This window comes from Microcoleus asticus IPMA8, assembly GCF_013179805.1.
Classification (GTDB): domain Bacteria; phylum Cyanobacteriota; class Cyanobacteriia; order Cyanobacteriales; family Microcoleaceae; genus Microcoleus; species Microcoleus asticus.
Genome location: NZ_SRRZ01000089.1, coordinates 1 through 13,075, shown reverse-complemented (window position 1 = coordinate 13,075; position 13,075 = coordinate 1). Strand labels below are relative to the sequence as shown.

The window sequence follows — 13,075 nt, the reverse complement described above, 5'->3', positions numbered from 1 at the left end:
CTCCAATTATTCAAGAGTCCAATTTGAAACCTCAAGAGGGTAATTGAATAGCCGACTTTTTGTAATACGGGGGAACGGGAAGCTTTTATGTGCGATCGTCCATAAAAGCTCTTGTGCGGTAAGCATCCTCTAGCCCTTGACTTTATTTTCGCTCCCTGTGTAATGTAAAACGTAATACCATAATTGACACCAATTTTCATCCATCTTTTGACGGAAGCAATCAGCTACTACTTTAGTCCGATAATAGCAATACCATTCCCAAAAACTCATTAGAGCTAGGGTTGGTGCTGCCTGAACCCGCGCCAACCAGATATTTTGCACCATCAACGCTGAAGCAGCGCCAAACCCCTTCCAATTCGCCAAAAAAGGTAACGGTCATGTCAACTGCACAGATAACAAAGCCCAATTCAAATAATGGTTATGCCAAACAGTTACTCAGAACCTTAGTAGCTGTCAAAAAAGGAGACTTTTCAGTTCGGATGCCCATAGACCAGACCGGTCTAGCGGGAAAAATTGCTGACGAACTTAACGACATTATCGAACTCAATGAGAGAATGGCGGCCGAACTCGATCGCATCGGCACTGTTGTCGGTAAAGAAGGCAAAATCGCCCAGCGGGCCACCATCGGCAGCGCCGAGGGGTCATGGTCAGCTAGCGTAAATTCTGTCAATACCCTAATTACAGATTTAGTGCAACCAACCTCTGAAACCGCCAGAGTAATTCGGGCCGTAGCAAAAGGAGATTTATCGCAAACCATCGCCTTAGAAATAGAAGACAGACCCCTCAAAGGAGAATTCCTCCAAACAGCCCAAATTGTCAACACAATGGTAGACCAATTGAGCTCCTTTGCGTCGGAAGTAACGCGGGTGGCTAGGGAAGTAGGAACCGAAGGGAAATTAGGCGTGCAAGCGGAAGTGCGGGGAGTTGCAGGAACCTGGAAAGATTTAACGGATTCAGTTAACTCGATGGCGGGGAATTTAACAGCACAAGTGCGGAACATTGCTGACGTGACAACCGCTGTGGCAAATGGCGATTTATCTAAAAAAATTACAGTAGATGTTAAAGGGGAAATTCTCGAACTGAAAAACACGATTAACATCATGGTGGATCAGTTGAGTTCCTTCGCATCTGAAGTAACGCGGGTGGCGAGAGAAGTAGGAACTGAAGGGAAATTAGGGGTGCAAGCTGAAGTGCGGGGAGTTGCAGGAACATGGAAAGATTTAACGGATTCAGTTAACTCAATGGCCGGCAATCTTACCGCACAGGTGCGGAACATTGCCGACGTGACGACGGCTGTGGCAAATGGTGACTTATCTAAAAAAATTACAGTAGATGTTAAAGGTGAAATTCTCGAACTGAAAAACACGATTAACATCATGGTGGATCAGTTAAATTCTTTCGCATCAGAAGTAACTAGGGTGGCGAGAGAAGTAGGTTCCGAAGGCAAACTCGGCGGTCAAGCAGAAGTTAAAGGAGTTGCGGGAACTTGGAAGGATTTAACTGATAGCGTTAACTTCATGGCCGGCAGTTTGACAGCACAAGTGCGGAACATTGCTGAAGTGACAACCGCTGTGGCAAAGGGCGATTTATCAAAGAAAATTACCGTCGATGTTAAAGGCGAAATACTGGAACTCAAAAACACTGTCAACACGATGGTTGACCAGTTAAATTCCTTCGCATCTGAAGTAACCAGGGTTGCGAGGGAAGTGGGAACCGAAGGGAAATTAGGCGTACAAGCAGAAGTGCAGGAAGTAGCAGGAACCTGGAAAGATTTAACGGATTCAGTTAACTCAATGGCCGGGAATTTAACAGCACAAGTCCGCAACATTGCTGAGGTGACGACGGCTGTGGCTAACGGTGACTTATCTAAAAAAATTACGGTACAGGTTAAAGGCGAAATTTTAGAACTGAAAAACACTATTAACGTGATGGTGGATCAGCTTAATTCCTTCGCTTCGGAAGTCACGCGGGTGGCTAGGGAAGTGGGTTCCGAAGGTAAACTCGGCGGTCAAGCGGATGTCCGAGGCGTAGCAGGAACTTGGAAGGATTTAACGGATTCAGTTAATTTTATGGCGGGTAGTTTGACGGAGCAAGTACGGAATATTGCTGCTGTTACGACGGCTGTGGCAAATGGCGATTTATCAAAGAAAATTACTGTCGATGTTAAAGGTGAAATTCTGGAGTTAAAAAACACTGTCAACACGATGGTGGATCAGTTAAATTCCTTCGCATCTGAAGTAACTAGAGTTGCGAGGGAAGTGGGAACGGAAGGGAAGTTAGGCGTGCAAGCTGAAGTTAAAGGAGTTGCCGGAACCTGGAAGGATTTAACGGATTCAGTTAACTCGATGGCGGGGAATCTTACCGCCCAAGTGCGGAACATTGCGGAAGTGACAACCGCTGTGGCAAATGGCGATTTATCCAAGAAAATTACAGTAGATGTTAAAGGCGAAATTCTCGAACTGAAAAACACGATTAACATCATGGTGGATCAGTTGAGTTCCTTCGCATCTGAAGTAACCAGAGTTGCTAGGGAAGTGGGAACGGAAGGTAAATTAGGTGTGCAAGCTTACGTGCGGGGTGTAGGGGGAACTTGGAAAGATTTAACCGATAATGTTAACTTGATGGCGGGGAATTTGACGGCGCAGGTGCGGAATATTGCGGAAGTGACGAAAGCGGTAGCAAATGGTGATTTATCGAAGAAAATTACCGTTGATGTCAAAGGCGAAATTCTCGAACTGAAAGACACTATTAACGTGATGGTAGATCAGCTTAATTCCTTTGCTTCTGAGGTAACGCGGGTGGCGCGGGAGGTGGGAACTGAGGGTAAATTGGGCGGTCAAGCTGAGGTGAAAGGAGTTGCGGGAACTTGGAAAGATTTAACCGACAATGTAAACTCGATGGCGGGAAATTTGACAGCGCAAGTGCGGGGGATTGCTAAAGTTGTGACGGCGGTGGCGAATGGCGATTTGAAGCGGAAATTAATGCTGGAAGCTAAGGGAGAAATTGCGACTCTGGCAGATACGATTAACGAGATGATCGACACGCTGGCGACGTTTGCGGATCAAGTTAGTACGGTGGCGCGGGAGGTGGGAATTGAAGGGAAGTTAGGCGGTCAGGCGAAGGTTCCCGGGGCGGCGGGAACGTGGCGAGATTTGACGGATAATGTGAATGAATTGGCGGCGAATTTGACTACTCAGGTGCGCGCGATCGCCGAAGTGGCAATTGGTGTTACTAAAGGCGATTTAACGAGGTCAATTTCCGTTGCTGCTGAAGGAGAAGTTGCGATCGTCAAGGACAACATCAACCAGATGATTGCCAATCTCCGGGAGACAACGCAGAAGAATACCGAGCAAGATTGGCTCAAGACCAACCTCGCTAAGTTCACTCGAATGCTGCAAGGTCAGCGAGATTTAGAGACGGTTTCTAAATTAATTTTATCAGAACTAACGCCACTGGTTTCTGCTCAGCATGGCGTCTTCTTTATGATGGAAACTGTAGAACACGACCCCTTCCTCAAACTGTTAAGTACCTACGCCTACCGGGAACGTAAAAGCTTAGGGAATAAATTCCATTTAGGCGAAGGTTTGGTCGGACAGTGCGCCCTGGAAAAGGAACGAATACTGTTGACAGAAGTGCCGGACAACTACGTTAAAATTAGCTCGGGTCTGGGAGAATCTACGCCGCTGAATGTCGTGGTTTTACCTGTACTTTTTGAAGGACAGGTGACAGCGGTAATTGAGCTAGCTTCGTTCCGCCGCTTCAGCGAAATTCACTTAACATTCCTCGACCAACTCACGGAAAGTATCGCCATTGTTTTAAATACAATTGCGGCGAGTATGCGGACGGAAGAGTTGCTGAAACAGTCGCAATCTTTGGCAGAAGAGTTGCAAGCTCAGCAAAAGGAACTAACGGAAACTAACAAGCGGCTAGAACAGCAAGCGCAGTTGCAGCAGACGAATGAGGAACTGCTGAAGAAGCAGCAGGAAGAGTTGCAACAAACGAATGAAGAACTAGAAGAACAAGCTGAATTGCTAGCGCTACAAAATAAGGAAGTTGAGCGGAAAAACCGAGATATCGAACAGGCGAGGGGGTTATTGGAAGAAAGAGCCGAACAGTTGGCTTTAACTTCTAAGTATAAGTCGGAGTTTCTGGCAAATATGTCTCACGAGTTGCGAACTCCGCTGAATTCGCTGTTGATTCTCGCTCGATTGCTTTCTGACAATACTGAAGGCAATTTGACTCTGAAGCAAGTTGAATACACGCGCACAATTTACTCGGCGGGAACAGATTTGTTAGGGCTGATTAATGACATCTTGGATCTCGCTAAGATTGAATCAGGCACGATGTCGGTGGAAATTGAGCAAGTGTTGTTTGCCGACTTGCGAGATCATTTGGATCGAACTTTCCGCCAAATCGCCCAGGATAAGAAGTTGAGTTTTCAAATAGAGCTTGAGGGTGGGTTGCCAAAAGGTCTCTATACTGATGCTAAACGGCTGCAACAAGTTTTGAAGAATCTGCTCTCTAATGCGTTTAAGTTTACTGAGCGGGGTGAGGTGAAATTGCGTGTCGAAGTAGCGCGGGAAGGGTGGAGTTTAGAGATAGAAAGTTTAAGGAGTTCCCCTACTGTTTTGGCTTTCTCAGTTAGCGATACGGGGATTGGGATTTCTGCTGAAAAACACAGGGTTATTTTTGAGGCTTTCCAACAAGCTGATGGTAGCACTAGCCGCAAATACGGGGGTACGGGTTTGGGTTTGTCAATTAGTAGAGAAATCGCTAATCTTTTAGGCGGAGAAATTAAATTGACAAGCCGCCCGGGTGAGGGTAGTAGGTTCACGCTTTATCTGCCGCAAACTTACCAAGAATCGCGAATAATCAATGAGGGAGAATCGGGAACGGGCAAGCAAACGGCTCAATTGCCGGCTGCTATTTCTTCAGCAGTTCCTGCGCCGAATTTCCACTTGCCGATCGCCCCTTATCCATCACCTATGATCGCTGATGACCGGGAAACTGTCGAACCCGGCGATCGCGTGCTGTTGATTATTGAAGATGACGTGAATTTCGCTCGCATTCTTTTAGATATGGCGCGGGATCAAGGTTTTAAAGGTTTAGTGGCTTTGCGGAGCGATATCGGTTTGGCGATGGCGCGAGAGTTCAAGCCAACTGCGATTATGCTGGATCTCAATTTGCCTGTGATGGATGGCTGGACAGTGTTGGATCGCTTAAAGCACGATCCGAATACGCGCCACATTCCGGTTCACATTGTATCAGTTGAAGAAGGGCGGCAGCGCAGTTTGCAGTTAGGGGCGATCGCCTATTTGCAAAAACCTGTTAGCAGCGAAGCTCTAAGTAAAGCTTTGACTGATATTAAGGGTTTTGTCGATCGGCGAGTCAAGAATCTGCTAGTTGTAGAAGACGACGAAACACAACGTCTCAGCATTGTGGATTTAATCGGCAATCACGATGTTGTAACGACGGCTGTGGGGAGCGGTGCAGAGGCGCTAGAAACTTTGCTATCAGGGCATTTTGACTGCATTGTACTCGATTTGGGACTGCCAGATATGACGGGTTTTGAACTGATCGAGCAGATCAAGAAAGATGCAACTTTAAAAAGTCTGCCGATTATTGTTTATACAGGCAAAGATTTGACGAGAGCCGAAGAAACTCAACTTAAACGCATGGCTGAAACAATAATTGTTAAAGATGTGCGATCGCCGGAACGTTTGTTAGATGAAACAGCTTTGTTCCTGCACCGAGTTCAAGCAGATTTGCCGGAACCGAAGCGCCAAATGCTCGAGCATTTGTATCAAACTGATTCGACGCTCGCGGGCAAAAAAGTCTTGATTGTTGACGACGATATGCGGAATATTTTCGCGCTGACGAGTATGCTGGAGCGCCATCAAATGGAAATTGTGTTTGCTGAAAACGGCAGACAGGGCATTGCTACATTGCAAAATACACCTGGTATAAATATTGTGTTGATGGACGTGATGATGCCAGAGATGGACGGTTACGAAACAATGCAAGCAATTCGCAATATGCCTCAATTCGCTTCTCTGCCCATGATTGCTCTTACTGCCAAAGCTATGAAGGGCGATCGGGAAAAATGTATCGAAGCTGGCGCTTCTGACTACATTACCAAACCTGTTGATACCGAACAGTTGCTCTCGCTGCTGCGTGTTTGGCTTTATCGATAATGGAAAGAAGGAATAGGGAATAAGGAATAAGGAGCAATTATGAAAGAACTAATTCCCAATTCTCTATTCCCCATTCTTAATTCCCAATAACCGCTAACCAATTCCCAATAACAATAAATAATTTGAAATGTCCCCAAGTCATGAACTTGAAACAATCGAAATTCAACTCCTACTAGAGGGAATGTTTCGCTATTACGGATTTGATTTTCGCAATTATGCTCTGGCCTCTCTCAAGCGCCGCATTTGGAAAACTATTCGCTCGGAACACCTTACCAGTGTCTCAGCACTTCAGGAAAAGGTACTCCACCATCCGGGCTACCTAGACCGTTTCCTGGTGGACATTTCTGTCAATGTAACGGCGATGTTTCGCGATCCCAGCTTTTACATTAGTTTCAGAAATAAAGTGGTGCCGCTGCTGCGTACTTATCCTTTTATTCGGATTTGGCACGCTGGATGTTCAACGGGAGAAGAAGTCTATTCTATGGCAATCTTGTTGCAAGAAGAAGGACTTTATGACCGCTGTAGGATTTACGCTACTGATATGAATGAATTAGTGTTGAAAACAGCAAAAACAGGTATCTTTCCCCTGAGGCAAATGCAAGAATATACGCAACTCTACCACCAAGCAGGGGGTAAAAAAGCGTTTTCTGAGTATTACACTGCTGCTTATGAAAATGCAATTTTTCGCTCTTCTCTGAAAGATAACATTGTCTTTGCTCACCACAACTTGGCAACGGATACTTCTTTTAATGAGTTTAATGTAATCTTGTGCCGGAATGTGCTGATTTATTTCAATTCATCCCTCCAAGATCGGGTACACAAGCTTTTTTATGACAGCCTGGCGATGTTTGGAGTTTTAGGGCTCGGACATCAAGAGTCTCTAAATTTTACAGTTTATGAAAAACACTATGAAGCAATTGAACGTAGTGATAAACTCTACCGCAGAATTAAATAAAAACAAGTTTGAAATAGTGGTTGTTGGCACCTCTTTGGGAGGGCTACAGGCTCTGACTGTGCTGCTGGCAAATTTGCCGCAAAGCTTTCCTTTGCCTGTAGTTATTGTCCAACACCGCCATAAGAGTTCTCAGGATAGGCTTAGTGATTTTTTACAAAAGCAAAGTTCTCTCCAAATTACAGAGGCAGAAGACAAAGAGCCGATCGCCCCAGGACGGGTTTATTTGGCTCCTGCTGACTATCACTTGCTCATAGAATCGCCCCGCGAGTGGGAGCAGAGCGTGTCTGAAAACGACTTTACAAGTTGGGGGAGGGTTGCATTGGAGCCAATGCACAATTCAAAATCCCCAATCGTCTGCCGCGCAACTGCTACATTTGCACTATCAACTGAGGGCCCTGTGTGTTATGCGCGGCCCTCAATCGATGTGCTGTTTGAGTCTGCTGCGGATGCCTTTGGGGAGAAAGTTATCGGGATAATTTTAACGGGAGCTAATTCTGATGGCAGTGAAGGGCTGGCAAAAATTAAAGCTGAGGGAGGATTGACATTTGTGGAGGAACCGGCCTCGGCTCTATGCCGGACCATGCCGGCCTCCGCGATCGCAAATGTTGAAGTAGACTGGATTTTACCCCTCTCTAAAATTGCTCCCTGTTTAGTCAAGTTGCTAAGAATTAAAGATTAAAAAATTTATGAATGTGCAGCTCTCCGATCGAGTAAATGTCCTTTTAGTTGACGATCGCCCAGAAAATTTGGTGGCTCTAGAAGCTATCCTCAACAGCCCCTCTTATAATCTAGTACAAGCTAATTCGGGCGCAGAAGCTCTGAGATGTCTGCTTAATGAAGATTTTGCGGTAATTTTGCTTGATGTGCAGATGCCGGGAATGGATGGATTTGAGACAGCAACATTGATCCGCTCTAGAGATCGATCGCGATCGACTCCGATTATTTTTATCACAGCATTCAGCAGTAATGACACCCACGTGTTTAAAGGTTATTCTTTGGGTGCGGTGGATTACCTCTTCAAACCCTTGGAACCGGAAATATTAACATCTAAGGTGCAGGTATTTGTGGAATTGTTCCAAAAAACAGTCGAAGTGAAGCAGCAAGCAACACAGTTAGCTGCTGTTAATAGTGAACTAACTAAAAGTGAAGAGCGGTTTCGCACTTTGTGTGCTTGTTCGCCGCTGGGAATTTACTTAGCTGACGTTGAAGGCCGCTGTACTTACATGAATCCCCGCTGTCAAGCGATTTCCGGTTTAATTTTAGAGTCAAGTTTGGCAGAGGTTTGGCAGCGATCTGTTCATCCAGACGATCGCGATCGCGTAGTAGCACATTTGTCAGCATGGATAGAAGAAGGGCAGGAATATTCTAACGAGTTTCGATTAGCTGTTAGCGAAACTGTGCGTTGGATTCACGTGCAGTCGTCGCCAATGTTTTCGGATTTGGGAAAACTGATCGGTCACGTGGGCACGGTTAGAGATGTCACTGACCGCAAGCAAGCAGAAGAAGAACGCGGCAGACTAATCCGCGAACAAGTGGCGCGGCAGGAAGCTGAGAGAGCTAACCAGATGAAGGATGAATTTCTTGCCATTCTTTCTCACGAACTCCGCACTCCTTTAAATGCAATTCTCGGCTGGTCTAGGCTGCTTCGCGCGAAAAAATTTGACGGAGAAACTATTGATAAAGCTCTAGAAACAATTGAGCGCAATGCTAAATCTCAAGCTCAACTTATAGAAGATATTTTAGATGTTTCGCGGATTCTGCGAGGGAAACTAAATTTAAATAAGCATCCGATTCGGTTGGAATCTGTGATCGAGCTGGCAATTGATTCTTTGCGGCCGCTGGCTGAAGAAAAATCAATACTCCTAGAATTAACGTACAGTCCAAATGTAGGTGAAGTTATCGGCGATTTCGATCGCTTGCAGCAAATTGTGTGGAATTTGCTGTCAAATTCGCTTAAGTTTACTCCCCAAGACGGTAAAGTAGAGGTGCGGTTGGAGTCAGTTGGGGATGAGGCTCAAATTCAGATAATTGATAGCGGCATTGGTATCGATCCTGATTTTTTGCCTTATGTTTTCGATCGCTTCCGCCAAGCTGATAGCAGCACAACTAGGTCTTACGGGGGATTGGGACTGGGATTGGCGATCGTCCGTCACTTGGTGGAACAGCACGGCGGTAAGGTGGATGCAGAAAATAATCCGGGCGAGGGTGCGAAATTTACGGTGGCTCTACCTCTTGCACAGAGGAACCCCCGAGCAGAGGATGATTGGTCGCAGGTGAATGACCCAGCAGAGGCTCTCCCAGCTCTGGTTAATTTGCAGTTGCTGGTGGTGGATGATGACGATGACACGCGGGAGTTTTTGATTGCTTTACTGGAGGAGGAAGGAGCTATGGTGCGATCGGCCGCATCGGTGACCGAGGCTCTAGCTGCACTGGAGAGTTCTTGGCCGGATGTGCTGCTGAGCGACATTGGAATGCCCGGATCGGACGGCTACGAGTTGATCGCGCGGGTGAGAGAAATGGAAGTGCTCAGGGGTAGAAAGATGCCTGCGATCGCCCTGACGGCCTACGCCAGAGAGTCCGAGCGCCAGCAAGCGCTGCAAGCTGGTTTCCAGATGCACTTATGTAAACCAGTTGAGGTAACTAAGTTAATTGCCGGAATTGCTAACCTCGCAGGAATACTCGAAAATCCCGAGCCGACGGACTCGGCGGTTGAAACCGCTTTTCTGACCCCCCAATCCCGTGCCGATTACTGATAATAATATTAAGCTAGTTTAAAGGATAAGCGATCGACAGTTCGGAACAAGGCACCCGTTTTTCCCCAAAAAGCCGGATATTTGCTGTTTTTTTGCTTCAACCTGCCGTCAAAGTACAAAATTACCCGCCAATCAATACATGAATATTTTTAGCAGTCTGCTTTCTGGGCCAACTCAAGCACCCCAGGTCAAAAAACAGCGTCGAGGCATTGAAATTAAGTCGGAACGCGAAATCGAAATTATGCGGCAGGCCGCAAAAATCGTGGCAACGGTACTCAAAGAAATTTCCCAAATGGTGAAACCGGGAATGACTACTGCTGATTTAGATGCTTATGCGGAAAAACGCATCCGTTCTATGGGTGCAACTCCGAGTTTTAAAGGCTATCAAGGTTTTCCCGGATCGATTTGCTCTAGCATTAATAACGAAGTTGTTCATGGCATTCCCAGTGCCAAAAAGGTAATTCGGGCAGGAGATGTTCTCAAGGTAGATACTGGGGCATATTATCAAGGTTTTCACGGCGATTCTTGCATCACGATCGCAGTTGTGGAAGTAACTCCAGAATCTGCAAAATTAATCCGAGTCGCAGAAGAAGCTCTCTACAAAGGCATCGAACAAGTGAAAGCTGGAGCGTATTTGCTCGATCTGGCTGGTGCGATCGAAGATCATGTCAAAAGCAACGGTTTTTGCATCGTTGAGGATTTTACCGGCCACGGTGTCGGGCGAAATTTGCACGAGGAACCGTCGGTTTTCAATTTCCGCACCCGCGAAATGCCGAACGTGAAATTGCGATCGGGGATGACATTGGCGATCGAACCGATTCTGAATGCGGGTTCTAAGTACACTCGGACGCTTTCTGACAAGTGGACTGTTGTAACGGTTGACAATGCTATGTCGGCTCAGTTTGAGCATACTGTGTTGGTGACGGAAACAGGCTATGAAATTTTGACCGATCGTTCAAAAGTTTAAGTGGAAGGGTTCAAGAATAATTTTGAGTTTTGAGTTTTGAGTTTTGAATTAAAGATTTAATAAGTTTTTAATCGTTAGATCAAAACACAACTCAAAACTCTAGAGTTTAACAACAATTTTTTGAGTTCCTTCGAGAGATGGAGTGACAAGAAGAGTTAAATGCGGCTAAATTAAAAGATACTGGTAAAGCGTAAGGGTAAGAGATATGTCAGCACGATTATTATTGGTAGACGATGAACCGGGCTTGCGGGAAGCGGTACAAGCTTATTTGGAAGATAGCGATTTTGCGGTTGAGGTTGCCAGTAATGCTCGGGATGGGTGGGAACTCTTGCAGCAGCACAATCCGGATTTGGTGATTTCAGACATTATGATGCCACAGGTGGACGGTTATCAGTTTCTCAAGCAAGTGCGGGAAGATCCTCGCTATAAGGCTTTGCCGGTGGTATTTTTAACTGCTAAGGGGATGACGAGCGATCGCATTCAGGGCTATCAAGCAGGCTGCGATGCTTATCTTTCTAAGCCCTTCGATCCCGACGAGTTAGTAGCAATTGTAACGAATTTGCTGGCCCGCCGCGCGGCTGCTAAGGAGACGGGTGAAAGTGCTGAAAGTCCCGATATTGCTGCTTTGACAAGCCAAATGGCGAGAATTGAGTCTTTGCTGAGCGGGCGGAGTTCGATCGCCCAAAGTCCTTCGCCAATTAAAATTGATTTGACTCCGCGAGAACAAAGTGTTTTGGATTTGGTTGCTCAAGGTTTGATGAATAAGGAAATTGCCCGCCGCTTGGAAACTAGCGTGCGTAATGTGGAAAAGTACGTCAGCCGTTTGTTTAGCAAAACGGGTACTAACAGCCGTACTGAGTTGGTTCGCTTCGCTCTCGAACACGGCTTGACTAAGTAGAAGCCCGATCGACTTTGCTGGAGGCTCTGCTTCGCCGCTCTGCGTTACCAGGCTCTTCCCATTGGTGACAAATTAAGCTTCTAGCCCACATTCCGCACCCGGTACTGTCACATGGGGTGCGGGTGGGCTGCGGTTCGCGAGTCGTGGAAAGAGCGACCAAAAAGCTTAAGTACAAATGCTTAAACGATCGTCCGTCGAAACACCAGCCCCATCAAATACCAGCAGTAATTTGCTGGCTGCCAACCGCTCGAGTCCGGGGTGCGATCGAGAGTAAAACGCTCGGGGAAAAAGTAAGATAGAACTGGTACAGCACTTACCCGTACAAAAAACATACTTGCCTCAATCCGTTGCCCCAATCCGATGAAAAAAATTCCCTCCATAACAGTCCAAAACCTAGACCACCTGGGTTTAGTTGCAGGGATAATCGATCGCAGACAACAGGGTAGAAAAAATGGTAGTACTGAATAGTAATGGTAAACTGGTAAGCCGGAATTTTTAATTATTGCAGACAACTGAATGAACTGTCCCAAGTGCCAATCAACTCAAATCATCAAATACGGACATACGCACTACGGTAAACCCAGATTCCGCTGTCAAGAATGTGGGCGACAGTTTGTAGAAAATGCAAGCCGACAACCCGTGGATGAGGCAACTCACCAATTAATTGATAAATTGTTGCTCGAACGTCTGGCACTCGCAGCCATTGCACGGGTGACAGGTGTTTCTGAGCGTTGGCTGCAAATGTATGTCAATCAGAAGTACTATCAAACCCCAAAAACGGTAGAAATCACTCAAAAAAAAATGGGTCGATTGACGATTCAGCTTCCCGGAGATGTGGTCATTTGTCGGCCAATGAAGCGAACAAACAATGGCTATGGTTGGCCATTGATGCCGACACCCGAGAGATTATTGGGGTATTTGTTGGCGATCGCTTGCCGTCAATCGGCAAAGAAGCTTTGGGAATTTTTGCCTGCGGTTTACCGCCAGTGCGCCATGTGTTACACGGATTTTTGGGAAGCCTACAAGCAAGTGTTGCCCAGTAAACGGCACCGCGCTGTTGGTAAGGAAACAGGTAAAACCAGTTACCCAAGAGCGGTTCAATAATACCCTGCGGCAGCGAGTTGGGAGATTAGTTCGTAAAACTTTGTCGTTTTCTAGGAAATTGAGCAACCACATTGGAGCGGTCTGGTACTTTGTACATGACTACAATGCTTCTCGGGTGCATCTCACTTTTGCAGATACATCAAGTAGAAAGTTGACCATTGAGATAAGCACAGCGAAGAGAAAGGATAGAGGAAACACTCTCGA

Annotated in this window: 9 protein-coding genes; 7 read left to right on the top strand and 2 right to left on the bottom strand. The window is 46.3% G+C overall.

Going from position 1 to position 13,075, the window contains the following annotated elements; all coding sequences use genetic code 11:
* Positions 1-232 precede the first annotated feature (232 nt).
* Complete coding sequence (locus tag E5S67_RS21665; RefSeq protein WP_172190448.1) at positions 233-379, bottom strand: hypothetical protein; 147 nt, start codon at positions 377-379, stop codon at positions 233-235.
* Here E5S67_RS21665 and E5S67_RS21660 point away from each other — a divergent pair.
* The 6 genes from E5S67_RS21660 to E5S67_RS21635 all read left to right on the top strand — a co-directional run bounded on the left by E5S67_RS21660 (position 378) and on the right by E5S67_RS21635 (position 11,767).
* Entirely contained in the window at positions 378-6,194 is a 5,817-nt protein-coding gene (locus E5S67_RS21660; RefSeq protein ID WP_172190447.1) for a HAMP domain-containing protein, read from the top strand. The genes E5S67_RS21665 and E5S67_RS21660 overlap by 2 nt on opposite strands.
* A 127-nt stretch (positions 6,195-6,321) precedes the next feature.
* Complete coding sequence (locus tag E5S67_RS21655) at positions 6,322-7,149, top strand: CheR family methyltransferase (protein WP_172190446.1); 828 nt, start codon at positions 6,322-6,324, stop codon at positions 7,147-7,149.
* Positions 7,103-7,828: a chemotaxis protein CheB gene (locus E5S67_RS21650; RefSeq protein WP_246276909.1), complete on the top strand. Its 726-nt coding sequence runs from the start codon at positions 7,103-7,105 to the stop codon at positions 7,826-7,828. Before E5S67_RS21655 ends, E5S67_RS21650 begins: the two co-directional genes overlap by 47 nt.
* A gap of 7 nt (positions 7,829-7,835) precedes the next feature.
* On the top strand, positions 7,836-9,902 hold the full coding sequence (locus E5S67_RS21645; RefSeq protein ID WP_172190444.1) for a hybrid sensor histidine kinase/response regulator: 2,067 nt from the start codon (positions 7,836-7,838) through the stop codon (positions 9,900-9,902).
* 139 nt (positions 9,903-10,041) lie between these two features.
* Complete coding sequence (gene map / locus E5S67_RS21640; RefSeq protein ID WP_172190443.1) at positions 10,042-10,869, top strand: type I methionyl aminopeptidase; 828 nt, start codon at positions 10,042-10,044, stop codon at positions 10,867-10,869.
* Between the two features lie 205 nt (positions 10,870-11,074).
* Positions 11,075-11,767: a response regulator transcription factor gene (locus E5S67_RS21635; protein ID WP_172190442.1), complete on the top strand. Its 693-nt coding sequence runs from the start codon at positions 11,075-11,077 to the stop codon at positions 11,765-11,767.
* 179 nt (positions 11,768-11,946) lie between these two features.
* On the opposite strand, the gene E5S67_RS21630 is transcribed toward E5S67_RS21635, so the two are convergent.
* Entirely contained in the window at positions 11,947-12,147 is a 201-nt protein-coding gene (locus E5S67_RS21630) for a hypothetical protein (protein WP_172190441.1), read from the bottom strand.
* A 136-nt stretch (positions 12,148-12,283) separates the two neighbouring features.
* On the opposite strand from E5S67_RS21630, the gene E5S67_RS21625 reads away from it, so the two are divergent.
* The gene (locus tag E5S67_RS21625) at positions 12,284-12,871 is read left to right on the top strand and encodes an IS1 family transposase (RefSeq protein ID WP_246276908.1); all 588 of its coding nucleotides are present in this window, start codon (positions 12,284-12,286) and stop codon (positions 12,869-12,871) included.
* Positions 12,872-13,075: the final 204 nt, after the last annotated feature.